The organism is Ammoniphilus soli, from assembly GCF_040813775.1.
Genome location: NZ_JBEGDL010000002.1, coordinates 401483 through 427390, shown reverse-complemented (window position 1 = coordinate 427390; position 25908 = coordinate 401483). Strand labels below are relative to the sequence as shown.

General features: G+C 42.7%; 34 protein-coding genes and 1 riboswitch. Of the genes, 7 read left to right on the top strand and 27 right to left on the bottom strand.

Annotation, left to right across the window (positions count from 1 at the left end):
- The 8 genes from ABLT31_RS06880 to ABLT31_RS06845 form a co-directional block, all read right to left on the bottom strand.
- Nucleotides 1-720: a DUF4430 domain-containing protein gene (locus ABLT31_RS06880; protein WP_367750018.1), complete on the bottom strand. Its 720-nt coding sequence runs from the start codon at nt 718-720 to the stop codon at nt 1-3.
- Nucleotides 704-829: a hypothetical protein gene (locus tag ABLT31_RS06875; RefSeq protein WP_367750016.1), complete on the bottom strand. Its 126-nt coding sequence runs from the start codon at nt 827-829 to the stop codon at nt 704-706. The genes ABLT31_RS06880 and ABLT31_RS06875 overlap by 17 nt, the downstream gene beginning before the upstream one ends.
- Nucleotides 830-858: 29 nt before the next feature.
- Nucleotides 859-1050: riboswitch (cobalamin riboswitch) on the bottom strand.
- Nucleotides 1051-1165: 115 nt separating this feature from the next.
- Entirely contained in the window at nt 1166-1453 is a 288-nt protein-coding gene (locus ABLT31_RS06870) for a hypothetical protein (RefSeq protein WP_367750014.1), read from the bottom strand.
- Nucleotides 1454-1476: 23 nt separating this feature from the next.
- Nucleotides 1477-2433 (bottom strand): alpha/beta hydrolase family protein, encoded by a 957-nt coding sequence (locus ABLT31_RS06865; protein ID WP_367750012.1) that lies wholly within the window; start codon nt 2431-2433, stop codon nt 1477-1479.
- 12 nt (nt 2434-2445) lie between these two features.
- Complete coding sequence (locus ABLT31_RS06860) at nt 2446-2976, bottom strand: helix-turn-helix domain-containing protein (protein WP_367750010.1); 531 nt, start codon at nt 2974-2976, stop codon at nt 2446-2448.
- A gap of 316 nt (nt 2977-3292) precedes the next feature.
- Nucleotides 3293-3772 (bottom strand): PCYCGC motif-containing (lipo)protein, encoded by a 480-nt coding sequence (locus ABLT31_RS06855; RefSeq protein ID WP_462976471.1) that lies wholly within the window; start codon nt 3770-3772, stop codon nt 3293-3295.
- A gap of 144 nt (nt 3773-3916) precedes the next feature.
- On the bottom strand, nt 3917-4216 hold the full coding sequence (locus ABLT31_RS06850) for a 3D domain-containing protein (protein ID WP_367750008.1): 300 nt from the start codon (nt 4214-4216) through the stop codon (nt 3917-3919).
- A 74-nt stretch (nt 4217-4290) separates the two neighbouring features.
- Nucleotides 4291-4560 (bottom strand): hypothetical protein, encoded by a 270-nt coding sequence (locus ABLT31_RS06845; RefSeq protein ID WP_367750006.1) that lies wholly within the window; start codon nt 4558-4560, stop codon nt 4291-4293.
- A gap of 364 nt (nt 4561-4924) precedes the next feature.
- Here ABLT31_RS06845 and ABLT31_RS06840 point away from each other — a divergent pair, with 364 nt between their 5' ends.
- Together ABLT31_RS06840 and ABLT31_RS06835 are read left to right on the top strand one after the other, a co-directional pair.
- A complete protein-coding gene (locus ABLT31_RS06840) occupies nt 4925-5089 on the top strand; it encodes a hypothetical protein (RefSeq protein ID WP_367750004.1) in 165 nt (54 codons plus the stop codon).
- A gap of 27 nt (nt 5090-5116) precedes the next feature.
- Nucleotides 5117-5662: an S-layer homology domain-containing protein gene (locus ABLT31_RS06835; protein WP_367750002.1), complete on the top strand. Its 546-nt coding sequence runs from the start codon at nt 5117-5119 to the stop codon at nt 5660-5662.
- A 197-nt stretch (nt 5663-5859) separates the two neighbouring features.
- On the opposite strand, the gene ABLT31_RS06830 is transcribed toward ABLT31_RS06835, so the two are convergent.
- A complete protein-coding gene (locus tag ABLT31_RS06830; protein ID WP_367750000.1) occupies nt 5860-6894 on the bottom strand; it encodes a CapA family protein in 1035 nt (344 codons plus the stop codon).
- 58 nt (nt 6895-6952) lie between these two features.
- The gene (locus ABLT31_RS06825; protein ID WP_367749998.1) at nt 6953-9394 is read right to left on the bottom strand and encodes a WG repeat-containing protein; all 2442 of its coding nucleotides are present in this window, start codon (nt 9392-9394) and stop codon (nt 6953-6955) included.
- A 184-nt stretch (nt 9395-9578) separates the two neighbouring features.
- Between ABLT31_RS06825 and ABLT31_RS06820 the strand changes: the two genes are divergently transcribed.
- Both ABLT31_RS06820 and ABLT31_RS06815 read left to right on the top strand, forming a co-directional pair.
- Nucleotides 9579-10208 (top strand): DapH/DapD/GlmU-related protein, encoded by a 630-nt coding sequence (locus ABLT31_RS06820; protein WP_367749996.1) that lies wholly within the window; start codon nt 9579-9581, stop codon nt 10206-10208.
- A gap of 82 nt (nt 10209-10290) precedes the next feature.
- Nucleotides 10291-11025, top strand: a complete 735-nt coding sequence (locus ABLT31_RS06815; protein WP_367749994.1) for a sulfite exporter TauE/SafE family protein — start codon at nt 10291-10293, stop codon at nt 11023-11025.
- 26 nt (nt 11026-11051) lie between these two features.
- Here the strand turns inward: ABLT31_RS06815 and ABLT31_RS06810 are convergent, their stop codons facing one another.
- From ABLT31_RS06810 to ABLT31_RS06780, 7 genes are all read right to left on the bottom strand, one after another.
- A complete protein-coding gene (locus tag ABLT31_RS06810; protein WP_367749992.1) occupies nt 11052-11798 on the bottom strand; it encodes an amino acid ABC transporter ATP-binding protein in 747 nt (248 codons plus the stop codon).
- Between the two features lie 14 nt (nt 11799-11812).
- On the bottom strand, nt 11813-12472 hold the full coding sequence (locus ABLT31_RS06805) for an amino acid ABC transporter permease (protein WP_367749990.1): 660 nt from the start codon (nt 12470-12472) through the stop codon (nt 11813-11815).
- Nucleotides 12473-12548: 76 nt separating this feature from the next.
- Complete coding sequence (locus ABLT31_RS06800; RefSeq protein ID WP_367749988.1) at nt 12549-13337, bottom strand: amino acid ABC transporter substrate-binding protein; 789 nt, start codon at nt 13335-13337, stop codon at nt 12549-12551.
- Between the two features lie 207 nt (nt 13338-13544).
- A complete protein-coding gene (locus tag ABLT31_RS06795; protein WP_367749986.1) occupies nt 13545-13823 on the bottom strand; it encodes a Ger(x)C family spore germination protein in 279 nt (92 codons plus the stop codon).
- Nucleotides 13765-13986, bottom strand: coding sequence for a hypothetical protein (locus tag ABLT31_RS06790; RefSeq protein WP_367749984.1), 222 nt, complete (start codon nt 13984-13986; stop codon nt 13765-13767). The genes ABLT31_RS06795 and ABLT31_RS06790 overlap by 59 nt, the downstream gene beginning before the upstream one ends.
- A 175-nt stretch (nt 13987-14161) precedes the next feature.
- Complete coding sequence (locus ABLT31_RS06785; RefSeq protein ID WP_367749982.1) at nt 14162-15316, bottom strand: toxic anion resistance protein; 1155 nt, start codon at nt 15314-15316, stop codon at nt 14162-14164.
- Entirely contained in the window at nt 15316-15966 is a 651-nt protein-coding gene (locus ABLT31_RS06780) for a 5-bromo-4-chloroindolyl phosphate hydrolysis family protein (protein WP_367749980.1), read from the bottom strand. The genes ABLT31_RS06785 and ABLT31_RS06780 overlap by 1 nt, the downstream gene beginning before the upstream one ends.
- A gap of 290 nt (nt 15967-16256) precedes the next feature.
- Here ABLT31_RS06780 and yyaC point away from each other — a divergent pair, with 290 nt between their 5' ends.
- Nucleotides 16257-16799, top strand: coding sequence for a spore protease YyaC (gene yyaC / locus ABLT31_RS06775; protein WP_367749978.1), 543 nt, complete (start codon nt 16257-16259; stop codon nt 16797-16799).
- A gap of 95 nt (nt 16800-16894) precedes the next feature.
- Here the strand turns inward: yyaC and ABLT31_RS06770 are convergent, their stop codons facing one another.
- The 7 genes from ABLT31_RS06770 to ABLT31_RS06740 form a co-directional block, all read right to left on the bottom strand.
- Nucleotides 16895-17221, bottom strand: a complete 327-nt coding sequence (locus tag ABLT31_RS06770; protein ID WP_367749976.1) for a YnfA family protein — start codon at nt 17219-17221, stop codon at nt 16895-16897.
- 43 nt (nt 17222-17264) lie between these two features.
- Nucleotides 17265-18218, bottom strand: coding sequence for an MBL fold metallo-hydrolase (locus ABLT31_RS06765; RefSeq protein WP_367749974.1), 954 nt, complete (start codon nt 18216-18218; stop codon nt 17265-17267).
- A 492-nt stretch (nt 18219-18710) separates the two neighbouring features.
- Complete coding sequence (locus ABLT31_RS06760; RefSeq protein ID WP_367749972.1) at nt 18711-18986, bottom strand: hypothetical protein; 276 nt, start codon at nt 18984-18986, stop codon at nt 18711-18713.
- Nucleotides 18983-19426: a MarR family winged helix-turn-helix transcriptional regulator gene (locus ABLT31_RS06755; protein ID WP_367749970.1), complete on the bottom strand. Its 444-nt coding sequence runs from the start codon at nt 19424-19426 to the stop codon at nt 18983-18985. The genes ABLT31_RS06760 and ABLT31_RS06755 overlap by 4 nt, the downstream gene beginning before the upstream one ends.
- A 50-nt stretch (nt 19427-19476) precedes the next feature.
- A complete protein-coding gene (locus ABLT31_RS06750; protein ID WP_367749968.1) occupies nt 19477-19806 on the bottom strand; it encodes a DUF1904 family protein in 330 nt (109 codons plus the stop codon).
- Between the two features lie 164 nt (nt 19807-19970).
- Nucleotides 19971-20969 (bottom strand): ABC transporter substrate binding protein, encoded by a 999-nt coding sequence (locus ABLT31_RS06745; RefSeq protein WP_367749966.1) that lies wholly within the window; start codon nt 20967-20969, stop codon nt 19971-19973.
- Nucleotides 20970-21107: 138 nt separating this feature from the next.
- Nucleotides 21108-21581, bottom strand: coding sequence for a GNAT family N-acetyltransferase (locus tag ABLT31_RS06740; RefSeq protein ID WP_367749964.1), 474 nt, complete (start codon nt 21579-21581; stop codon nt 21108-21110).
- A gap of 167 nt (nt 21582-21748) precedes the next feature.
- On the opposite strand from ABLT31_RS06740, the gene ABLT31_RS06735 reads away from it, so the two are divergent.
- Together ABLT31_RS06735 and ABLT31_RS06730 are read left to right on the top strand one after the other, a co-directional pair.
- The gene (locus tag ABLT31_RS06735; protein WP_367750246.1) at nt 21749-22051 is read left to right on the top strand and encodes a hypothetical protein; all 303 of its coding nucleotides are present in this window, start codon (nt 21749-21751) and stop codon (nt 22049-22051) included.
- A 2-nt stretch (nt 22052-22053) separates the two neighbouring features.
- Complete coding sequence (locus tag ABLT31_RS06730; RefSeq protein WP_367749962.1) at nt 22054-22542, top strand: hypothetical protein; 489 nt, start codon at nt 22054-22056, stop codon at nt 22540-22542.
- A gap of 34 nt (nt 22543-22576) precedes the next feature.
- Here ABLT31_RS06730 and cobA read toward each other — a convergent pair whose 3' ends face one another.
- Genes cobA through nirD form a run of 3 tightly spaced genes read right to left on the bottom strand, consistent with a single transcriptional unit; the run spans nt 22577 to nt 25894 of the window.
- Nucleotides 22577-23362: a uroporphyrinogen-III C-methyltransferase gene (cobA, locus tag ABLT31_RS06725; protein WP_367749960.1), complete on the bottom strand. Its 786-nt coding sequence runs from the start codon at nt 23360-23362 to the stop codon at nt 22577-22579.
- On the bottom strand, nt 23362-25563 hold the full coding sequence (nasC, locus tag ABLT31_RS06720) for an assimilatory nitrate reductase catalytic subunit NasC (protein WP_367749959.1): 2202 nt from the start codon (nt 25561-25563) through the stop codon (nt 23362-23364). The genes cobA and nasC overlap by 1 nt, the downstream gene beginning before the upstream one ends.
- A gap of 16 nt (nt 25564-25579) precedes the next feature.
- A complete protein-coding gene (gene nirD / locus ABLT31_RS06715; protein ID WP_367749957.1) occupies nt 25580-25894 on the bottom strand; it encodes a nitrite reductase small subunit NirD in 315 nt (104 codons plus the stop codon).
- Nucleotides 25895-25908: the final 14 nt, after the last annotated feature.

The window sequence follows — 25908 nt, the reverse complement described above, 5'->3', positions numbered from 1 at the left end:
TTACTTTAGATCTTTTCCCAAATCTAAAGTATAAACCCATTCGATCTGGTCATTCGGCTTGATAGCAATATGCCCTGCGCTGCTTTTTCCGAATACCCCGTTTACACGGTACATCCATCCGCTTTTCGGTCCATGGTCAAATTCGTAGAGATTATTAATTCCTTCCACATACGCTAAACTCCCCGTGCCTCTGTATTCCAATTGAATTTTCTTTTCTTTGGTTGCTTTTTTTAGAATATCGAGAACGGTATCCCCCTCTTCTATTCCAACCTCCGAAGCATTCAGGATCGTTCCCGTTTGTTCATCCCCTATAATCGAAAGCGTCACGCTCTCCTGCTTCGCCGGTACGCTAGCCGTTTCAGTTTTCACGGTTGGTTGCGGAGGGGAAGCAGGTGGGGCTTCTACGGGTGCTGGCTGATTGGAAGGGGCTGTTTTTACGGGTTTATCCGTTGGAGCAACGGCCTCTGCCTTTGGCTTCGATTCAATCGGCGGAGATTTTTTTTCTTCTTGCATGAGAACCTGCGACTCTTCTTTAGGTGTAGTAGGTTCCTTTTCAACCATAGGTTCCTCGATTTCAGTGGTTATCTGGGGAGACTCTTCTGCGGCAGGAGCAGGAGCTGATACTTCTTGAGGCGGCTGCCCCTGCTGACAACCTGCTATCATCCCACCTAAACCCATAACAAGCAAGGTCGACTGTATTCCCTTATATAATGGCTTCATGTTTATCCTCCTCTTCTGCCTGCTGTTTCCCGCCATGCACAAAAAAAGCACTTCCTACAAAAGGAAGCACTTTACCAAAGTTAAATGAAAACAGACTGATATAGTTCAATCTATGATCACATCCCAATCCTCGTAGGTCTGCATCTTGTAAAATAGGCAGTTCTCCTGGCTCTTGGTCATTGCTCCCCCTACACTTCCCATTTCAGAAAACAGTGGTATTACGTAGGCTTGCTACCAATTACAGTGGCGGGACCGCGTCGGATTCACACCGATCTTCCCTATTAAGTCCGTAAGCACTTCTTACTGGACACCTATTTTATTCAACATTTATCCTAGAAAACATCATATCAGATATGAACCCTCATCGTCTATTAGAAATTCGCTATAGTGAGTGAACCACAATCATACCGTTCTAAAAAAAGAAGCCGCATGGTCGGCTCCTCTGTTACTCTACGATAAATTTTCCTTCATCATCCACGTAAAGATTTTTTCGCGGATTATTATTCAGCTTGACATTGCATAATCTCAATTGGCTTTCAGAGACCTCCAGCAATTCCCATCTGTCCGCCTCTTCCAGTGGTACCTCCATTTGCTGCAGGATGAATTTGTAATTTTCTTCAGCCGAAGCTCTATCATTCCAAGAGAGAGGTCCGTAATAAGATAGACCGTATGCGTTGGGCAGCAACGCGGTGAAAATTTGGGCATTTGATTTATTTTTTAATACGTAAGGCATGAGTAATCCTCCTGTCCATTTTCTTATAAAAACCTTTTCAGCCAATTGATCATCTTTTCTTGAGCTACAGGATGAATAGGTTTACCAAGGTTATCCTTTATCACTTTCTTATAATTTAAGATGGTTTTCGGTTCCACTTGTTCTTTCAAGGCATGTTCCATGTTCGGAATAATGTGGCATTCTGAGGGACCTTGCACAAGGCTTGGCAATTCCTTTAATACTTCGTTTTCCACTAATGGATCTTTTTCCCCATGGATGGCAAATACCGGGCAGGATATGTTTTTTAATGCCTCTCTCGTGTTGTAGGAAAAATGCTCCCGAAACCATTTAGCTGGTTGTTTGAAAAACAGTTGGGCCTTCACTACGTCTTTCTTTGATTCTAACATAGGCTTCATTTGCCTGCGTATTTTCGCTTCTTGTTTTTCACTATTGATCGTTTTGCGAAAAAACCAACCTGAAATCCCTTTTTTGCTCCGTAATTCTTCGTAGGAAAATTTCCTTTGGTGGACTAAAGCCTCATCCAAATTATCTACTCCACCGCTTAATAACATAAGGCCAGCTATCTCTTTTTGCCTTTCAGCAACGGCTGTGACTAGTACGGTTCCTTCACTATGACCTGCCAGTATGATCTTCGATTCATCCACTTGAGGATGTTCCTTTAGGTATTGATACACTTGCTCAATATCCCGAACCAAGTCCCACATCCCTGTTTTCAGCCATTCTCCGCCACTTTTACCCGTACCCCGTTTATCAAAGCGAAAGGTAATGAAGCCTTTTTCAGTCAAAAAATAAGCCAAATCTTTGTATAGATTGGTCCTCAGCTTTCCCTTTCCTATTGTACCATCCCTGTCGATAGGTCCACTGCCAGCTACAATGATCACAGCAGGAACTTTTCCTTCCACATCTTTGGGAACCGCGATTGTCCCATAAATTTCTACCTCACTTGTAATTTTCACTTCATCTTCCATAAATGGCGTCAAATTAATCCCCCTTTAATTGGTTTTCTTTTGCGGTATAATAATGGTTGAGATTGTTCGTGTCTTCCTGTCTTCTCTCGGCTCTTTTTGTAGAGCGCTTTGCATGACCTCAGATAGACTCTTAATAAACTCTGCCCATTCCTCATCACTCAAATGGACCATTGCTTGGCGATACATGACGCCATCACGGAGCGGGTCAAATTGTGGGTGCTTTGCGTACTGGCTAAACTCACCCAAGAGATTCGTCATGAAGGCGGTAAATAATTCAATATGATCTTCTGGTGATAGATGAGCCAAATCATGCTGATTCATCTCCCCTTCATTGATCGCCAAAATCCTCTCCACTGTTCCGCGAACCTGATTCTCTTGCACTACCTGAAGGATGTTATGCTCAATTAATTTATTGACATGCCGATAAAGGGTTGCTTGAGGAATGTTGGGAAGAAGGGCAGCAATTTGCTGAATGCTAAGCTTCTTCCCGCCACCTAGTGCCTGGATCACTTTCATCCGTATAGGATGAAGGATGATATCTATTTTCTTTTTCACCGGGGCCCTCCTTTCAGGCTTTTTCTTTAAAACCATTATACTCCACTTTATTATCATTATCAATAATGATAATAAAGTGTTTGAAAAAAGTGTAAACACATAGCTGAACCATCTCCCTCATCCAGAAATATCAGCGTCATCCTCAATAAGGAGTATTTTATTTTGCATTATGATCACCGCCTCTATAAGAGCAAAGGATTATCTGTCTCTTATATTAACAAAAAGATTAATCCAAAAATATAGAATATAGACGAAAAAAGTCGAACCATCCCTGCTTTCTAGGAAAAAGTTCGACTTTTTTGATTTTCATTGCCATTTAAGCTTCGGGCAGTGGAGTAGGTGTCGACTCTACTCCATTCCCCCCGTATTTCTGATCGATCATATTGCGAATGGTTTTCAAATCCGTTCCTTTTACAAATTCCTGTTTCGCCTCACGGGCGATGTCTACGCAGATGCCTCAGCCAAGGCCCATGTTATCCAAAACCGCTACGTTGTCTTCCACTTTGTCTACAAAGCATTGGGTATTGTTGGCATGTCCATCCTCTTCAAAGCAACCGCAATAACATGGCATGTAATCCAGCACTTCTGGATGGTCGACAGCAAACTGATAGGCTTCCTTCACTTTATCTTTAGGCGCAAACACCTCTAATGCAGACCAATCATTACTTCCTAATTCATATTTCATCACATGAGCTGGCGCTTGTCCATTCCCAGTTGGAGGATTCGCCTCCTCCGAAGAACCGCATCCAGTCACTAACAGGATCAATCCAAGCGATATGGGTAAAAGTTTCTTCACTTGTATCTCCTCCAACTCTCAGTCTTGACGTTGAATCCAGACGATAGTAAAAAAAGTCTCTACCCATTGTACCATACTAAACCTTCCGCTTGATCTCTTCCCGCAAGTTTTAACAAAATTGTCATAGGAAACATGTTGCTTACCCTATCCGATTTTCACATAACCCACAATCCGCAATTTAATAGCTTGCCGCCCGTTTTGTATAGCATTCGTTTCATCCCAAGTGAAAATATCCACCTTATTTCCGCGAATAGCACCGCCTGTATCTGCAGCTATTTTACGTTCTATGCGCCCGTCACGATATTGAATTTCAACCCTGCTGCCAAGTGGGATGACAGAAGGATCGACAGCAATGAGATCCTCCGATACTCGAAGTCCGCTACGAGTCGTGAGGCCATCCCCGACTCCGCCCGCTGGAGTATACCATGTTGCGGTAAAATTCATCCATGGGCCTGACCGCGCCGATCGAGAGACGATTTGATTCTGGTTATGACTAGAGTTTTTTCCCGATCGGCTCCTTAAAAATTTACATCTTTTTGAACCTCTTCAATCGCCTTCTGTTGCTCATTGATTTTTTGCTGGAGTTTATCTATTTCCTGTTTTTGTTTTTCCATCGTTTTTTGATTTTGTGCCATTCGGACGTCTAATGTTCGGATTTGAAAATCTTTCTTATTCGATTCTCGCTGGAGAACGTTAATCCGTTCGGCTTGTCCATAGTTTATTCCCCCTAATCCAAGGGAAATGACTAAGATTAGAATCCAAGAAACCCAAGCGGTACGTTTGTCCATCGTTTTATAACCCCCTTTGTACTCTTTTGATTGAAAATATGTTTCAAGTGCAAGTTATTAATTTACATATTATCGTATTTCTTTCATTTTCCTTTTGGTAAATAGTGGTTAGGACTTTTAGCTGCTTCCTGAATGAAGATACGTCATACCAATAGCTTCAAGGGTTAGATGCTCGAATAGGGCAGTTGCAAAACTTAAATTGGTACTTATTACCTGATAAAATAAACGGCGAATTCAAGTATAATGATCGTATGGAAATTCCTGTACAAATTCAGCGGATATCCCCTGTTCTACTTAGTGGGTTTAAGAGCCGTGCCCTATCATGCAAAATCATTCTTAATTATCTGGAAAGGAAGAATGTCTGTTGAAAAAGCATGAACTAGTGAAGAAAAGTGTAGTAGACATACTAGGAGAAATGGAATTGAAAATTGAGCAGGTAGAGTTGGAATCGGTTGCATATTCTAATGAGAATGGGGAAATGGTTGAACGTTTTGTTCTAGTAATCCATGGCTATGAACGGAAATGTTAGTCTATAAGTTTTAAAGGTGGATGTTTTATGTATCGGCATATGTTTATAATTTTCAGCATCATCATAGGTTTACAAATTATGTTTTATAAAAATACATATACAAAAGATTTTGCTTTGACTGATATCTCTGGTCACTGGGCTGAGCAGAAGATCCGAAATCTCGTTAATGAAGGAGTTATCATTGGGTATCCCGATCTGACATTCCAACCCGATACACCGATCACAAGGGCTGAAGTTGCCATGATACTCAGTCATTTAAACCAGTCAAAGGAGCAGTCTGGCAATCCCAGCGAAGCCGTGATCAGAAACTATACAGATATGAATGCAATTCCTGATTGGGCTAAAAAAGCTATTGCAGATGTTACCGAAGCTCATACCATGAATGGCTATCTAGATGAGACATTCCGGCCAACCCATTACATTTCACGCAAAGAGGCTATCCAAATTGTAAGTGTCATTACCCATAAAGATCCTTCAGAAGTATCTAGTAGCCTAGTAAAGTTGAATTCATCTCCGTTTATAACAAGAGCTGAATTCTGCACTTTTGTTGTGGATAATAAAATGAATGTTTGATCCAAACGGACGATTTGATGAGAAAAACAACCACTTCTTTTAAAAATGAAGAATAGTAATAAAGGGATAGTTGGAAAGTCCACTTATCATCGATAAAACAATCCAAAACGGAGTCATTATCGTGATTAGTAGGAGATTTTCCAACTATTTGGCTGACACCCTCTTCTTCAGATTGTATGTGTTTGACTAAATAGGCATCACTTAATGCTTCTTAATGAGAATAATCTTCTATTATAAGCCCACATTCTCCGCATCATCCGTTGTTCTTCAACTGGTATGTTCGAATGTGGATTTCTCAATGTTTGCGGGATTGGCAAAATCCGAAATTGGCTTCTACCTCTTGCCATGCTCTGATATACCCAGGTTGGGATATAATGAATGCCTGTAATTGATGTTTGACCTTTGTTATCTTTTCTTAATCTTAGATAAAAAATCACTCCATTTAAGGTAAAGGGGTTCTTCCGAAGCATGGTGGAGATAAAATTTCCTAAAGAATAAATGACAAACTTCCCTTTTGGCGTAAAAACCATTGGCTGGAGAACGTGCGGATGAGCTCCTAGTACTATATTGGCACCGTGGGCAAATAGCCATTCGACGATTTGCTTCTGTTCTTCGCTGGGAGTTTGGTGATATTCTTTTCCGAAATGCAGATAAACAACAATGAAGTCCACTTGGGCTCTTAAGCGCTGAAGATCCTCCTTCATCTTTGCGAAACCGATGAGATTCACTAACCATGGTTTTTCGGCAGGTATAGGGATTGAGTTGGTTCCCTTGGTATAAGCCAAGAAACCGATCCGAATTCCTTTTACATTTTTAATTAGAAACTTCCTCGATTGCAGAAAGTCCGCAAAGGTTCCTGTATGAGCAAGGCCATTGGAATCCAGGACCCTCAAGGTTCGTTTAAGTCCCTCCACCCCTCCATCCATGCAATGATTGTTTGCCGTCATCAATATATTGAAACCGGCCCTTCTAAGGGCAGGAGCAAGTTCATCAGGACAGTTAAATAAAGGAAAGCCGGTTCTTGGGCTTCTTCTTTCATAAATAGCGGCTCTCCCGGAAAAAGTGGTTTCTAGATTGCCTATAGTTAAATCTGCTGATTTCAGAAAGGGGGAGACTTTGTTAAACATCGAATCAAAGGAATATTGATTTTTCCCTGCAACTCTTGCAGAGTCGATAATCTTTGCCTTCATCAGCAAGTCCCCTACTGCCGATATGATAATTTCTTTGCCCATTATACTTCACACCCTTAAAATTACTCATGATAGCGAATCCCTAGGGAGCATCTGCTATTCAGTAGCTGAAATGAAAGGATCTCCAAAACTCCCCGTCAAAATCTATTATTTCATTGAGTTGATGAAATGGAATTTTGAAAGTCGGAAAACCGGCTGCGTAAGGGGCAATTTCATATGGGTTAAAGTAAACATACAAAGCATCAGCTGTCACGTAGAAGGGTTGGTTAGCCTCAATCCCTTTATAGCTATCGGCAAACACATAAGAATATTCGGGGTTCGTTTCGATTTGCTTCCCGATGATGTCGCTCAGTACCCTTACATAGTAACTTCCTGGCTTGAACAAATCTTTTAGCTGATAGACATTACCGTTGGCTAAGTTTATATGCACCTCCACTTGCGAGGGCATGCCGTGAGCCGCACCAAACGGATACTCATATGAGGTAAGCTCTAAGACGAGCAGGTCCTTTTGATAGAATTTAACCGTAAAGTCACCTGCATAGCTTGCTTCCAGCTGCACATGGCTCGGTACATTTTTTACTTGTGATAGTTCCTTTAGTCTCTGATTGACTTGTTTTTGCGCTATCTGGTTGTTCATTCCCTCGATCTGCGGGTAGTACACATAGTAGTCTTTATTAGGATTGTAGTATTTTTCCCTAATCTGATAAGGAGGGTTTAACGGAATTAGAGTGTTGGGTTCCCATACCAGGCTTCCGCTGGCATCATAATATGAGGTCCTTTGATTCACGTTTGCTTTTATCAGATTTCCTTCAATGGACAAGGTTCCTGCCCCCTGTACATTCGGCAAGTGTTTCACACGTTTTCCGCTGCGATTAATAAAGAAGGTTATCTGGCCATTACTCACGGATGAAAGGCCCCTTTCATAAGGCAAAACATCATAATAAACGAAATCCGTAAGAATCTTCCCGTTGAGATCCGCAATGGCATACTTTGATCCATAGTAGGGCTTTCCTTCTGCAATCGCCTTTCCGACAGCCACCCGCTTATCACCAAGTCTTACGATGTCGTTATATTTTGGTGGGATAAGAAAGTTTCCTTTTCGATCAATGAGTCCATACTGGTTGGTCATATAGTTATCGGAAGTATTAACGACTGCTCTTTCTTCCTGAAAAGCCTCTGCACTAGAGAACCTTGCTGGGATCGTCACCTTACCCTTAAGGTCAATATAACCAAATTTTCCATCTGTCGTTGATTTGAAGGCGAGCAGCTGATCTCCCAACTGTCCAACATACGCATAAGGATAGGTTTGTATCCTTCTTCCGTCCCGATCAATGAGAGCGAACTCCCCCTCCCTCACTTGAACCACAGCATATCCATCTTTAAAGGGATCCGCTGAATCATATTCGGCCGGAATGATCTCCAGACCCTGAAGATCTAAGTATCCGTATTTGGTTTGTCCCTGAGTACTGCTGGAAAATTCGGCCCTTCCCTCTTGGTAGCTTCCAATAAAGCCATAAGGCTTCTGGGTGATGATTTTCCCGCTTTCATTTATCACCTTGAAGCCTTGTTCATCGATGGCAATCGCACGACCCTCGGAAAATTCACCAATATAATCCCACTTTTCTCGGGTCACTACCTGGCCTGCACGGTTAATTAATGCATTTCCATCTTTCCATCCCACAACAGCCAAGCCGTTGTCTTGGAATGAATCCGCAAAGTCGTACCGAGGCGGGATGACAAAGCGTCCCTGATTATCTATATACCCCCATTTCATCCCCATTACGGACTTATAAGAAGCCGGGTGCAACGAAGTGTTCCTGTTTTCTGACAGAGCAAGAATATTCTTTTTCAATAGTGCCCATCGCTCTTCAGAAGGATAGCTAGGTTGAAGAAGTAGTCCTTTTTCTAGAGATAAAAGGGCTTGTTCAGGCCAACCGGCCTTTAATTCCGCATCTGCAAGATAGTACCAATAAAAAGGATAAGCCGGAAATTGCGCAGTCAATCCCTTGTAGTAAGAGGAAACTTTTTTAAAATAGGAAGGATAAGCGTCTTCCGAAAGATACAGTTTGCCATGGTCCCAATGGTAGATCTCTACCTCATAAGCTTCACCAGTATCATGGACCCATAAGGCAAGATCCGCCTTTCCATCTTGGTCCATATCCTCAACCTCCAAGCGGCTAAAACTCACCTGATCTGTCAGCTGTTTGTTAAATCCTTCCCAGGTCCAATCATAGATGGCAAGCATCGACCATTGTGCTCCCACCTGCCATCCGACAACGACACTGGGTTTTCTTTCGTTCGTCACGTGCGCCACATGAAAATAAGAAACCTGGTACCCCACTCCCTTGAGATGAGCAGCCGGAACCCAACCTTGAGGGCAAAGCTTCAGGAGGAGAAGATAATTAACGTCCTTCCACCGATAAGCTCCGACAATTTCCAGGGCAGTATCTCCATCCAGGTCCGCCATCTGAATGGCCAATATCCTAGCCTGATTCGGCAAAAACCGCATAAACAAGCTTCTTGCTTCTTTTTCATTCCACATATGAAAAATCTCCTTATATTCGGTTCATCCTATCTTATTGGAGATTTCCGTAATTGGTGCCTAGGGTAGGAGGTCTCCCTATTTCCTAGGGAAGCGCAACGTTCGACACTTATTCAAAAGACTCGCACAAAACTTTTTCCTTCGAATAGGCTGTTAGTGCAGTACGTGGAGGAGGAATGCCTATATGTCTAGACCCGTTGGATTTTATCCTTTAAATACAGTTCTATTCCATAACGCACCTGTCAAAGAAGCGCCAAAACCTTTATACCCCTCTGTTAGCCCAAAAGCGGTCATTGGAGCAAATTCTCTTATTATTGGAGATATCCGGATTGCTGAAGATGTTTTCATTGGTTTCCATAATGTCCTCCGTGCGGACGCTTCACCCCCGTACTATATCGGTCCTCGAACGAATATTCAGGACTTTGTCATGATGCATTGTCATCCAGGAGAGGCGATCAACGCAAAAGGACAAAAAATGGGTGTCTATCTTGAGGGAGACGTGAGTGTCTTACACCATGCAGCGGTTCACGGGCCTTTATTCATTGGACGGAATACCTTTATCGGCCAACACGCTTCGATTTATGGTGCAACGATTGGCCGCGATTGCGTGATCATGCATGGAGCCGTAGTAACGGAGCATGTAAAAATTGCAGATAACCGATTTGTTGCTCCAGGGCAGGCGGTATATACCCAAGAGCAGGCAGATGCCTTGCCGGAGGTCCCCAGTAAATTCAAGGGACTGAATGCGTACATTGTTGATTACTATCTTCGTCTTGGTAAGTCCTATCAACAGCATACCCCGTTGGTGTTCTGACCCGATGGATTGATACTTAGCTTCGTACTCTACCATTTAATTCCCAAAGTGATATAATTCCTATAGAAGGGATGGATGTCACTTGTCTTGGGAGATTATTTTTGTTTTTCTTATCTTATTCATAGGAAGCTTTCTACAGGGATCAAGCGGTTTCGGTTTCGGTTTGTTTTCTATGGGTCTTTTGCCCCTCGTGCTTACAGTAAAGGATAGTACGCTATTGGTATTATCCCTCACGCTTATTACTTCTACCATTATCGTTGCTAAAATCTATAAGTATATTGAATTGAAGGGCCTACTTTTGATTTTAAGCGCAGCTTTAACAGGGAGGATTTTTTCTTTCTTTTTTCTCAACCTGTATGGGGAAATGCCGTTTATGAAAAAGGGGCTTGGCCTATTTCTGGTGTGCATGGTCATCTTTTTGCTATTCAGTAAGAATCAGGCGGATACTTCCATCAGGATGAATCCGATTTTTCCTATCGCATTAGGATTTATTGGCGGATTTGTCGGTGGTGTGTTTGCCGTAGGTGGTCCGTTTTTTGTTTTTTACTTCCTTATGCTTTATGAAGAGAAGCACCGTTATAATGCAAATCTTCAGACTACCTTTGTGTTTACCAGCATTTTGACGTTAACATTACATGGATTCCATGGCGATTTTAGTTCTTCTTTTATTCTTTACTTCTTATTTGGAGCAGTGAGTGTGTTTCTTGGATCAAATATAGGCTTGAAATGGTTTGAGAAGCTTCCTCGCGAACAGATTAAAAGATATGCTAGCTTCGTCATCCTTTTTGCAGGATTGAACTTGATCCTTTTTACCTAAAAAAAAAGACCAATCATGGTCTTTTTTCATTTTAGAACATTATTCAAAAAGCCTTTCGTCCGGTCAGATTTTGGGTTTGTAAACAGCTGTTCAGGTGTTCCAGCCTCCGTAATTTCACCCTTATCCATAAACAAAATGAGGTCAGCAACCTCTTTGGCGAATCCCATTTCGTGCGTAACGACAATCATCGTCATTTGTTCCTCGGCTAGCTGCTTAATTACCTGCAGCACTTCACCTGTGAGCTCCGGATCTAACGCTGAAGTCGGTTCATCAAAAAGCATAATGTCCGGGTTCATCATTAAAGCCCTGGCGATGGCGACTCGCTGTTTTTGTCCGCCTGAAAGCTTAGCAGGATAAACGTCCGCTTTATCGGACAAGCCAACCTTTGCCAAGAGTTCTTTGCTTTTTTTGCTTATTTCCTCTACGGTTTCCCCTTTTACAATCTTAGGAGCAAGCTCTAGATTTTCCTTGACCGTCAGATGGGGAAAAAGATTGAAATGTTGAAAGACCATTCCCATTTTGGAAGTGATTCGTTTTAAGTCTTGACTGTTGGAATAGATCCCATCTTTTACGAGATATTGATCTTCCACACAGATGCTCCCGCCATCGATTTGTTCAAGTTGGACAAGGCTTCTAAGCATGGTGCTCTTCCCTGAACCGGAGGGACCGATAACGGCTACCACTTGGCTCTTATTTACCTCGAAGGTGACATTTTTGAGCACATCCAGATTGCCAAAGGATTTTTTCAAATTGGAAACTTGAATCATAGCCAATCTCGCCACTCCTTTTATTCAAATTTGAACTTTTTTTCAAGCTGTTTAAAAAACCAAGTCAATACAAGGGTCATCAACAAATAAATGACACCAGCTATGAAAAAAGGAGTGATTGTAAAATCACGATTCACTGCCGTTTGGGCAAAGTGCAGTAGTTCCGGAACCGCTACAGCATATAACAATGCCGTATCTTTTACTAGCGTAATGGATTCATTGGAAACGGAAGGCAGCGCGACACGAAACATTTGGGGAACAATAATTTTCGTCGTCGTTTGCCATCGGCTTAACCCTAAAACTTGTGCAGCTTCATATTGCCCTTTATCAATCGCTAACAGGCCTCCCCTGAATATTTCAGCGAAATATGCTGCATAGTTAAGGACAAAGGCCAAGCAGGCAGCCACAAAGCGATCCATGACCAGATATTCGCCAATAACAGGAAGGATGGGTAAGCCAAAGCATACAAACAAAAGCTGCAGCAAGAGTGGAGTACCGCGCATGATATAAATGTAAAAGTGGGCAAACCACGCTAAGGGCTTGATTGTGCTTCTGGACATTAAAGTGAACACAAACCCCAAAGGAATAGATGAAACGACTGCAATCAGGAATAGCAAAACCGTCATCTGAGCCCCTTGCAGCATAGGAATAGTAATCGTAATTAAGTAATCTAGGTTCATAGTCCTTTTGCTCCTATTTGGCAAAACAAAAGCGGATCATCAAGCGATCCGTTTCTGTTTAAACTAAAATGCAATTTTACTTTAAGACTTTGTCTTCACCGAACCACTTTTCGGAAATTTTTGCTGCTGTACCATCTTGGTTTAATTCATCAAGAGCTTTTTGCAGCTCGTTTAACAAGGCTTCGTTTCCTTTCTTCACGCCTATTCCATACTCTTCTGGCGCAAGGCTTTCGTCTAGGATTTTGAATGTGCCTTCTTCTTTGGTCATATAGTATTTTGCGACAATATCATCAATGACAACAGCATCAAGACGACCAATTTTCAAATCGCTTAGGGCCAAAACATTATCCGAAAACTCTGTAACGGTTTTTACTTGAGACTTTACTTCATGAGCATTTAATGCATCTGCTGCGGAGGACAGAGCTTGAAGTCCCACAACCTTCCCAGCGAGATCAGCAATTTTTGTCATGTCGGAGTCAGCTGCTGTGACGATTACTTGTGCATTCTTCAAATAAGGCTTCGTAAAGAGAACCTTTTCTTTTCGTTCGTCCGTAATGGTATAGCCATTCCAAATCAAATCGATTCGTCCGCTATTTAGTTCGGATTCTTTAGCCTTCCAATCAATCGGCTGAAAGGTTACCTCATATCCCATTTTTTCGCCAGCGGCTCTTGCATAATCAATATCAAAACCGACTATTTCATTCTTTTCATCCCGAAAGCCCATCGGTGCAAATTTATCATCTATTCCAATCACTAACTTTTTGCTCTCGCTTGTAGCTTCAGAGCTCGAGTCGGAGCTAGAACATCCTGCAACTACGGACAAGATCATCCCAAATAATAATAAAACAGATGCTATTTTTTTCATCTAAGTCTCCCCTTGAAGATAATTAATCAACCTTTTCGATTCTACACTTTATAACGCTAAATTGCTAATTCGATAATAGAATAAATTCTTTATCAATAAACGTTTTTCTTCTGTTATTTCGTTTATACATCAATTTTCTCAGGTTTTCTTTATAACAAATACCCTATCCATAATGGATAGGGTATTCTTATAGAAACCTGTTGTTCCTTATCGTTCCACTAATTCTAGCTTCTCTCCATTCAATCCTTTAAGAAAGGCAATCTTCACATTCCCCAGGATTGCTACGGCTTCACTGACAGCGATGACTCGCAAATGCCCAAAGAACAATCGGTCGGCCACTTGCTGCTGGAGGTTCGAGAGGGCATCCCCTATGGTATGCCCGACAACATCCAGCACCCAAACCGGCTTCTCGCCACCTCCGCCCCCTTCACCGGGTCCTAAGGGGATTCGGCCGGGTATGGCAATCTGTACGGTCAGCCGGATCATTCTTTTTTTGCGATTCCGGAACCATTCCGCCTAAATGGGCAACATCCTTCTCTTCTTTGGCAGCCTCGGGCTCTTCTTCATCTATGGCAATCGCCAACACAACCGCTCTTTCTTCGATTTCAAAGCGATCCCACGGGCCATCTCCTGAAAAACATCTCGCCATCTCCTCAATTGGAGTTTTTTATTAATGTTTCCCCATATTTCCTTTTTAATGAAATTAAACCCATTTCATTTGGATACAAGAAACACCCTAACCAACCAGTTTTGATCGGTTTAGGGTGTTTTCTGAAATTCGGTGGAATATTCAACTTCTAAGAGTTTGCGCGCTACCGCTTTGCTTAATCCCCTTTTATATCTAAAAGCTTCTGCTTTAACTCACTTCCCATTAAAGCCAGCTCATTTTCCGCTTCACGGCGTTTGTTTCTTCCCTCTTCTTGAATCCTCAACGTTTCCTCAAGTGTAGCTATAATATTTTCCTGGGTTTTCTTTAACGTTTCAATGTCAACAAGTCCTCGTTCATTTTCTTTTACAGTTTCAATCGTATTGGTTTTCAACATTTCTGCGTTTTTAAGCAAGAGCTCATTGGTGGTTTTAGACACCTGTTTCTGCGCTTCTACAGCATGACGTTGTCGAATCAATGTTAGGGCAATAGCCATTTGGTTTTTCCAAAGAGGGATAGCCGTCATAATGGAGGATTGTATTTTTTCCACCAGCGCTTGGTTCGTATGTTGAATCAGACGAATCTGCGGAGCGCTTTGAATCGTAATCTCCCGGCTTAGCTTTAAATCATGCAAGCGTTTATCCAAACGATCCGCAAACTGGATCATATCCTTAACTTCTTGAAAGTTCATTTGATCATTGGAAGACTCGGCTTCTTTTCTCAACGCGGGTATTGTCTTTTCATATAGTTCCTCCAGCTTGATTTCACCTGCTGCAATATACACATTCAAGGCATGAAAGTATTCTTTATTGTGTTCATATAATTTTTCCACCAAGTCGATGTCGGATAACAGGGCATTCTTGCTCCGGTCTAGCTTCACGCTGATCCGGTCAATCTGCGCTCCCGTTTTCTGGTATCTGGATAGCACCTCTTGCACGGAGCCTGAAAGTTTACCAAACATGCGCGCGAACAAGGACCTCTTTTCCATTTTCAGATCGTCCGGATTCACCTCATTAAACCTTTTCATAAGATCGTTGATAATCTCGCCGACTTCACCGATATCTTTTTTCTGTACATGTTCAAGCATAGTCTCCGAAAAAGATAGGAGCTTGGATTGTGCTGGCGTTCCGTATGAGATCATGGCTTGATGATTTTTCGGATCAATCTGTCCAGCTAACTGGTAAGCCTTTGCCCTATTTTCTTCGGGAATCACATCAATAAGTCTTGGTGGTTTATTTCCTTGCGGTTGGCTCGGCAGAGTCTGCCGATCTTGCTCCCCAAATGGATCAGACAGCAAATCCTCCATGAGGTTGGAGGGGGTATGTTCGCTCATCATTTTAATCTCCCGCTTTCATTATTTTTTCTTAATCCTTTTTTTATAGACTGCTTGGCCACATCGAGTTCAAACTGGAGCTGATCCATATCATTGGACAGGAGATGGTATAAATCTTCTTCTATTAAATGATTAAGTTCATCTAGAGTTTGCCTCGTCTCCCGGACAGCTCGGTCCATTTCCGCAGTCTTGGCTGGCTGGGCAGCTAAAAGTGCATACTTTTCGGATAGTTCAACGGCAGTATCTAAATGAGAAAAATAAAACGTTTCGGCCTGGTAAAATCTCTTAGGTTCTTTTTTGGTTAATCCATATATTTTTCGCGTGAGTCGAGAAAGTTCAATGCGCTGCGAAAAGGACGGAATATGCCGAATGGATAAGAGCGCCTTATGCAGTCGATAGATTTTCCTTTTTGCTTCGGTAAGATTGTCATGGATGTACTGATATTCTTTTCTAGACAGGCGGTGTCTTTTTAAAAAACTGTACTTCGAAAATGCGGACATGATGATATAAGTGAGGAAACCTCCCATCAAAGAAAGCGCTGTTGAAAACCAGAGGGTATAATCAAAGGCAAATAAACTCAATAGCCAGGTCAGAAAAGCTACAGGGACGGCTGCGAACATACGGAGAAAAAAAGCTAAAATTGGATTCATCGTAAAATCGACTCCTGACATAGATTCCTATTGGTATATACGAATGAAATCAAAGCGAAGTTTCAGCTTCTGAAAAGAAAATTCAACGGGAAAATAAATAACGTTTCTTTCCTCAGTTTAACAATACCTGAAAAGCTCTATACCTTCGATAGACCGGTTAGACTCTGAATCCAATTCCTATTAATCGACAGGAAACTTGTGGAATATGTTGGAAAATAAATATTCATTATAACGAACAAAGCGGCAATTAATATGATACAATGAGTCTATAGGTTCTGGAGGTGATACGTGTGATTGCAGAAATTAAAAGTAGGATTGATTCAAAACAAAAAGTTCCGAGCTATGTTTATCGAAACGCATGGAGTTCACTAATCCCATCCTCTCTGCATTATGACAACACGGTCTTCTTATGCATTGGTACCAACCGTTCAACTGGTGATGCTTACGGCCCTCTTGTTGGAACCTATCTTAAAGAACGGGGGTACAAAAATGTACTGGGTACTATTAATCAGCCAGTACATTATTTAAATTTAAAAGAAACGATAGAACAAATACCTCCGGATAAGGAAATCATAGCAATAGATGCTGCTTTGGGAAGAATAGATCATGTGGGCTATCTTTTTTGCGCAGAGGGTCCCCTTTCGCCCGGGAGCGGGGTTGGAAAGGAGATCCCTCCTGTCGGAGATTATCATATAAAAGGAATTGTAAACATCAATGCCGGTTTTCAAAATCAAATGCTGCTTATGTGTACACAGCTTGACCTGGTCATGGATATGGCTAAACAAACTGCTTTTCTCTTAGGGTGGCTATTTCCCAAACCGAAAACGAATTAACTCGCCGGAAGAGATAATCCTGTTTTTCCTTTAGGATGTCTCCTCCTCTTTTTTCTTTTTTGTACCCAAAAACGATTGATGAGTAGCTTAGACAGTTACTGCCTTGGTGCCCATAGCATTATTGACACTCCCGCAAGGCAAATGGCTGCTCCGATCCAATCGTACATATCCGGAGTTTTCTTATCCACCCACCATCCCCAAATGACGGCTAAAACCACAAATACCCCACCATAAGCGGCATAGACTCTCCCGAAGGTAGGAAAACCTTGAAGTGTAGGGATGATCCCATATAAAACAAGAACCACTCCACCAAGAATACCATACCAAATGGGTTTAGCTTCTCTTAGCCAAAGCCAAACCAGATAACCACCGCCAATCTCAGCTAATCCTGCTATCATAAATAAGACTATGGCAGATATCATTTTTCCTCCACTAAGATGTTGAAAGAGCTTTAGAGACATTGCCTCATTTACTAAAGTAAATTTCACCTTTAGTGCTCATTTCCTTGCTTATTTCCCCTCTGACAACCAAGTAATTCAAATGCGCAAGGGTTTCTCCGATGGCAAATCTTTGTTCATGAAGCGTTAGTTCTCGGTTGAACAAACTCCGACAAACCTGATAAGCCGTTCGCTCCTTGACAACATGTTCCAACACACTCTCAAGGCGATCTTCATGATGCTGCAGAATTTCCAGGATTCTCTCCCCGGCATCCCTGAATATAGGTCCATGGCCTGGGATAACGATTAAAATATCCAATGCTTGAAGTCTTTTTAGGGAGTCAATATACACCTGCAAGGGATTTTCTTCACCATACCCATAATAGGAGATGTTAGGAGTGATTTTTCGAAGGAGATGGTCCCCGCCTAGAAATACTTTTTCCTCCTGGTTATAAAAGCATATATGTCCTTCCGCATGGCCCCCAGTTAAAATCGCTTCATACGTTAATTCTCCAATTTGCAGCTGCTGCCCCTCTACGATGGTTTCAAAGCGTCCTGGAGGACGGATGAAAGAGCGAAACTGCTTGTCATAATCCGACATCTGTTCGATAAGTTGCTGGGGGAGGCCATGCACACGAAAAAATTGATAGTTTCTTTCATAGGAAGATGACTGCCAAACGTTTCGTGCCATAAACTCTCCTTTACTGCTTATCCAAACAGGCGCTTTCGTCCATTCTTCAAGCTCTCCAGAAAAGCCCAGATGATCGGGGTGATAATGGGTTAAGATAATCTTTTCTATATCCTCTTGAGGGTTGATGTTATGAATTGCAAATGCTTCTTCCCATGCCTTTCTTGTTTCCGCTCGATTCAGGCCGGTATCAATAATGCTCCAGCCTTTATCCTGCCTCGTTAAATAACAATGAACATGATTGAGGCGGAATGGGAGCGGTACCGTCACTTGATAAATCCCATATTTCTCCATCTAGTGCTCCTCCTGTTGTTTTCCTTTATTTTACCATACTCAACAGAATAACCTCTAAAATGAAAATAACCGGAAATGTCCCCATCAATACAGGGATCATCTCTGGTTATTTACGTTCAGTTATGAAATTTGCCGGAAGTATCTCAGAGTCTGTCAATAAGGTTTAGATAATAACAGGAGTTTTTCAAAATAGCCGGAATTTCTCCCGTTATTCCATTTTCTTTCTAAGCAAAACCCCTTGCTTTAAGTTCTCGATATTCTTTCTCGCGATCTTTGGCTACTTGCAGTTTCTTTTGGAAGTTGGCGGAATACTCTGCATAGATCACCCCGCGAGCCCTGAAAAGGTTAGCTTCTAGCGCATGCGTCGTCTTTTCTTTCGAATGTCGAATGGAAATTCGCCTCCTTGTTTGATTCTCCTTTATTTTCTAATAAATTTCCAATTGAATCAAACGGCTAAAGAGAGCATCTCCGGGGTGTATCATGGGAGAAACTTTAAAGCAGATAATAAGCGGACGCAGATAGCAAGATCCTCGATATTTCCCTCATATCCTTATTTTTATTCAAGTGGGGCGCACCGATTTCACGCTGCAGTTGTTTCTTCCCGCTCAGCTCAAAGGTAGTCACGGCTAAAATGGGGATTCCAAACACACCTAAAGGAACGACCCTGAATATTCTGCAGATAGAACGGGTTAGGTATACCCCGCCGAACATCCCGATTATAACAAAGGTTGACGCAACCGTGCTTAAGCTGAAGAGCTTTCTTTTCATGATTTCTCCTCAACCTTCTTTTCTAATATCATGGTAAGTAATTCAAGGGATTGGATGATTTGATCCATTTCATCCTCGGTAAGACCTTCAAATAGATAGGCATAATAGCTTTCCTGGAAAACGGGAGCCTGTTTTTTGATCTCTTCTACTTTTTCTGTTTTTTGGATCCATACGACTCGACGGTCTTCCTCATCCCTAATTCTTCTGACCAGCTTTTCTCTTTCCAGGCGATCGATAATCCCGGAAACGGTACTGTAGGATAGGCTAATTGACTTGCTGATATCGCCGATCGTTTTGGGGCCAGTTGCTATTTTTCGCAAGACTAGCAATTGAGGGAGGGTGATCCCATACTCGGATAGTTCTCTCGTAATAGCCAGCTCAACCGATTTATTGAGCTTTTTCAGCAATTCTCTTAATATAGTAACTTTGCTCACAGCCATTCCCCTTTCCAGTTCAACCGACGAGGCCAACATATTTCCTATACGAAATATTATCTGATAACATATCCCGAAAGCGGCTTTCCATTCTTGTAGTACAGTTGAGGGGACAGAATAATATAGAAAATATGCGTTTCCTTAAATCCGCCACTCTGCAAAATGTCGTCGAGAACCGCTACAATTCGGTCGTGCTTGTCTTGACTCCGCTGAAACATCCGAATCTCCAAATAACGGGGACTGTTTGTCAAGCGCTCTGATTGACAAAGCTCGACCTTCACCTTCTCTTCGTCTACTTCTGCGGTATTAGCAAATTCTCGTGTAATTCTAGGGATTAACGGCGATAAATCCTCCTTAGTGAAACCATCAAAACGGAGGTAAGGCATGATCATCTTCCTTTCCTGAGAGTGCCAAGCCCATTCTCTCGATCAGTTTTCCGGTATAATTGTTGGCACAATGTTTTCTGTACGAAATAATAGCATAAAAATATCAGCTTAGAAAGCAGAATTTGAAAAAAGGCCGTTTTAAAACAGCGGCCTTTTAACTAATACTATTCGATAATCTCATCCGCCCGGTCTAGAAGCTCCTGCGGCAATTTAATTCCAAAACGATCCGCTGCTTTTTTATTGACATAAAGCTTGAGGTTCTTTTGGGTTTCAATAGGCATCATTTCAGGCTTAGCTTCACCATTTAAGACCTTTAACGCCATTTCTCCCGTTTGGCGTCCCAACTCATAATAGTCAATCCCAAATGTAATCAGCGCCCCTTTTTTCACGGCCTCGGATTCACCAGCCACCACTGGCAATTGATTGTTCTCCGCCACCATAAATATCGTGTCCAATGCGGAGTAGACAGTGTTATCTGTCGTGATATAAAAGGCGTCAATTTCACCGAGAGATTCTGCCGCCTGTTTGACTTCAGAACTATTAGTAATCGCCCGCTCGACGAGTTCCAGGCCTAACTCAGGGGCTATTCGCTTCGCTAGCTCCATTTGCACAACGGAGTTCGATTCCCCGGAGTTGTACAGAACACCAACTTTTTTCGCATTGGGTTTAACCTGTTTAATGAGGCTTAATTGTTCTTTGATCGGGTTCATATCAGAAGTACCTGTAATATTTCCGCCCGGCTTAGCTAAATCTGATACGATCTTTGCGGATACCGGATCTGTGACCGCTGTAAATATGATGGGGATATCCTTAACTGTTTGCGCTATTGCTTGCGTGGTTGGTGTAGCAATGGAAAAAATAAGGTTGGGTTGATCGCTGGAAAACTTTTGTCCGATTGCTATGGAAGTATTCATATCCCCTTGAGCATTCTGGAAATCATAGGTGACCTTAGAACCTTCTTCATAACCATTCTCGTTCAAATAATCGATAAATCCCTGTTTGGCTGCGTCAAGAGCAGGATGTTCAACAATTTGGGAAACACCGATCCTTACGGATTCGTTAGCTGAGGAAGCATCTGAAGGCTCCTCTCCACCGCATGCGGAAACCAAACACATTGCAGCCAAACTAAAACACAGAATGGATCTCTTTGTTATTTTCTTCATACTCTTATCCTTTCGTTAGAAGCAAACCGCTGTTATCAGGATCTTCTTCATATGTTCAACCCTTTTTTTCGGCTATGTCCACTATTTTTCAAAGAGTATAAAACCAAATAACAATTTTTACAATAAACTAAACTAACGCTAAACTGTGTTAAAGTTTTCGAGATCATCCTTTGTCCAGTTACCCCATGCCACGATAAAGGTGGGCTTGCCGGTAGGACCTTTTTCGATTTGCAAAGCTACCATTCCCATAGAAAAGCTGGTCAGCAGACTTGGAATATTATCAAGAGCAATTTTGGCATAGAACCTATCCATTCTACTGGGTATTTGCTTCAGCAAAATCTGTGCAATCCCCCTTTTCCGGTATCTCTTGTGAACGGCAATAAAGGAATGCTTCAATCCGAACCTGGCAACAGCCAGTATACCGATTAGCCTACCATAGTCTGTTGCAATGATGATGCTGTTCCCCTCTTCTTCTAATTCATCGGAGGATAAACGCGCCAACCATCGGATCCCTTTAAGAGTGATCCTTTTATCCCCATGGCTCCGAAGCAATTCGAGCATGCTATTCTTTACAATAGGAAGCTGTTTGGCTTCAATGACCTGAACTTCCACAGTGAGACCCCCTTTGGTCAGCTGCATCCATTTTCTTTATCGTTCCTATTGTATGGCGCGTGTTGGAAGATGGACTTTCAAGAGTGCGTTTAACCATTTCAAGTGACCTTACATAAGATATAACGACATAAAGATGAAAAAGGAATGGGGAGGGTAACATCGTGAGCATGCCTCAAATACCGCAAAACAAACACCGACCAACCATTGATGAAACGATTATAGATCTTCTAGAGTCCATCGCACTAGAAGAAACCGCTCTCTCTCATATCATCAATGCTGAAGCAGAAAAGATACAGGCCTTTGTCGGTAAAGACTTGGATTTCCCAACCAATCCGACCAACGGTGATATCCTTCGATTTAATGCCACAGTATTACGATTAATGGAAACCTTGATGTTTAAGGAATTATTCCTGCTGCGCAAGCTGGAAACAGTCAGCCTAATCGGTACGGATGTTGATCTTGAGGAATAGCGATGAATGATTTACCTTTCCAGAAAACGTTAAGAAAACTGATTGAAGCTAACATAAGAAATGAGCAATCTTATATCCGTCTAGTGGAAAAACATACTGATTTCTTGCTGCTATTCGGACGCGACCCAACCCTATTCTCCTCTACCCTCGCAAGGCTTCTTCATAGTTTAACGACGATACAGCATATCCAATGGGTCAAAATCAGACAATATCACGAATTGTCACCAAGGTACTTTAAAGGTTGTATTACCAACTTTTGTGCAGAAGAACTTCACCAGATTGTACGGCAAAACGAGGTCTTGATAGAGCGAATTCAAGATCTCCTGTCTGAAAGGAAAACAATGAACCTTCCTTCTCACCGATGGTATTTGGAAGAACTGAGCCAGCATTGTACGAAGAAAAAGCAATTTTTTTCTTACCTGTATAGTTCTCCAGCTAAGCCGTGGATTTCACCGCATATCCGGTCTTTTGCAGGCAAACAAGCGCCGTAACTAGGGTCCATGCTAGGTTACGGCGCTTTGTTTTTTACGCAAGTATTTGATATTCCTCGGGGTTCATATTTCCTTGAAACCAGTTCAGCTTCTCCCTAAGTTTCACTACTTCACCAACCACGATGATGGCCGGTGAAGCGAATTGTCTTTTCTCAACTTCTTCGGCAATATTCCACAATTCACCTGTCAGTACTTCTTGCTTCTCCATTGTCCCCCATCGGATTAATGCCACAGGTGTATTCGAAGGCCTCCCGTGCTTCATCAATTGCTCCTGAATATTTGGCAAATTCGATACCCCCATGTAAAAAACCAACGTATCTACACCTTTCGCCAAATGCTCCCATGCAATGTCAGTGACTTCCCGATCCGTTCTTCGATGACCTGTTACAAAAGCAACAGAAGCGGCATAGTTTCGGTGGGTTACCGGAATGCCTGCGTAAATGGGAGCAGCTATCCCAGAGGTTACTCCTGGAACAATTTCATATGAAATACCATGGTCCGCACAATATTCCGCTTCTTCTCCTACCCGCCCAAAGACACTCGGATCGCCGCCTTTCAAGCGAACAACAATCCTTCCTTCTTGAGCATGAGCCACCAAGATGCGATTGATTTCTTCCTGAGGAATGGTATGGAAATCCTTTTGCTTTCCGCAATTGATTTTCACCGCATGCTTTGGAGCATATTCCAGGAGACCTGTGTCAAGCAGCCTGTCATAAACGATTACATCAGCTCGGTTGAGTATCTCCATTCCCTTAACGGTTATTAATTTGGGATCGCCTGGTCCAGCCCCGACAAAATACACCATACCTTGATTCCGCATTACACTAGCACCTCGTCTCCATTATAAACTTTCTCTATTTTTATTTCTGTTTCTGGTTTCTCTCCTGAGTCTTCGGCGATCGCAGTAACCCGCACCGCACAAGCTTTAAATTCTGGCATCCGGCAATACGGATCGAGTTCAGGCAGGGTAAGCTGATTTACGCATTCTTTCCCGCCCCAATGGAAGGGAACAAAAACGGTATCTTCGCGGATGCCTGCAGAAAGCTTTACTTTAAGGGTGACTTCTCCCCTTCGCGAACGAACGAGTGCTTTTCCCTTATCTATTAAACCGATTCGTTTGGCCGTTTCTGGATGAATTTCCAAGAAAGGCTCTGACGTTTTATTTAGCTCCGATGTCCTCCTCGTCTGCACACCTGTCAAGTAATGCAGCATGATGCGCCCTGTCGTAAGCGTAAGCGGATAAGCATCATCTGTTTTCTCTTTCGGATATTGGTGCGGCACAGGAATCACTCGGGCTTTTCCATCTGCATGATAAAATTTTCCTTCCGCGAACATCCGTGGAGTACCCCCATGCGAAACGCTCGGACAAGGCCAGAAGATTCCCTTTTTCTTCTCGATTTTCTTGTACGTAATCCCTGCATAGTCGGCAATGCCACCCTGACTGGCTCTCCGTAATTCTTCGAAGATATCCTCGGAAGAGGTATAGGGAAAGTAAGGTGCCTTACCTAGATATGCAGCGATCTCGGATAGGATTTTCCAATCTAACTTGGCTTCCTCTGGAAGCTCTTTGACCGCACGGCGCAAAATTACCCGACCCTCTAAATTGGTCATTGTTCCCTCATCCTCTAAGTACATCGACCCAGGAAGGATCAAGTCAGCTAAAGTGGCGGTTTCTGACATTAAATAATCAATGACTATCAAGAAATCGAGCTTCTGTAAAGCCGATTCTGTCAAACTAGCATTAGGATTGGAAACAATGGGATTAGACCCGAGGACAATGAGCCCCCTTATTTCTTGATTATCCATCTTTTCAAACATTTCATAGGCTGATACGCCTTTGCCTGGAATCGAGGCTTCATCTATCCCCCATACTTCTGCGATATGCTGGCGATGCTCCAGATTCTCAATCAGTCGATAGCCCGGCAATTGGTCAGCTTTTTGACCATGCTCTCGTCCGCCTTGCCCGTTCCCTTGCCCTGTAATCGCGCCATAGCCGCACCCTGCCTTGCCAATCTTACCGGTGAGTAACACCAAATTGATGAAGTTCCGTACATTCATTACCCCGCTCGCATGCTGCTCCACCCCTCTAGCGGTGAATACCATCCCTGATTCAGATTTTCCATAGAGACGAGCAGCTTCCAGGATTAGTTCAATTGGCACGCCGCTTAATTGAGAAACCTCTCCCAAATTAATCGACCGAGCAAAGGCTAATAACTCTGGACCTCCAAGTACAGATTTCTGTAGAAAGGTATGATCCACATAGTCTTCTTCGACAATGACCTTAAGCAACCCATTGACGAGCGCTGCATCCATACCTGGCTTCACCTTCAAATGAAGATCTGCGATTTTTGAGGTACCCGTTTCCCTTGGATCAATGACGATGATTTTACATCCATTGGCTTTGGCTTTCCTAAAGTATGGCATCATGGTAGGCTGACATTCGGCTACATTGGTTCCAGCAAGAATAATGCATTTGGCAAGTGGGATTTCGGAGAGGGGGTTCGTTAACCCCCGATCCACCCCGAATGCCTGATTGGATGCTCCGGCAGCCGCTGACATGCAATAGCGGCCATTATAATCAATGTGCTTGGTTTGCAATGCTACTCGAGCAAACTTTCCAAGGAGATAGGCTTTTTCATTTGTCAAAGCCCCGCTTCCGAATACTCCAACAGCATCCTTGCCATAATGTTTTTGAACGGCAGAGATTTTCTCGCGAATCCATGCATAAGCCGCATCCCACGAAATGGGGATATGGGTTTGGCCGACTCTTAATAAAGGGGTACGCAAGCGCGTAGGATTGACCGCATGAGAGTGAGCATACACTCCTTTTGCACAAAGCTTGCCGTCCGAGACGGGGTCGTTCTTATCCGGTGTGGCATTGTACCGGCTTCGCTGGACAATTTTTTCTTCATGCAGGTTGATCTTGCACTGCATACTGCAAAAAGGGCATTGCGTCTGGTACTTGTATTCTCTACGCTGCTGTTGTTCTGCTTGCCGGTATCCCTTTAAAAAGTCAGACATGGTTTCTCTCTCCTTTTTACATCACGATATATACTTCTGTACCCTCTATATCCACTTCATAGGCTTTGACACAGCCATGATCGGGAGCCTGCACTTGGCCGTCCTTCAAGCTAATTTTCCAATCATGGAGCGGGCAGAACACAAACTCTCCAGATACTATTCCCTCTGCTAGGGGACCCGCTTTATGCGGGCATTTGTTTTCTACCGCCTTAAAGCGATTCCCAGCCAATCGAAAGACGGCTATCTCGTGATTCTGTACATGCACTACCTTTCCTACAGCCTCTGGAAAGTCGTTCAATTCCCCTATTTTTATTTGAATCTTAACACTCATCTTCTACTCCCCCT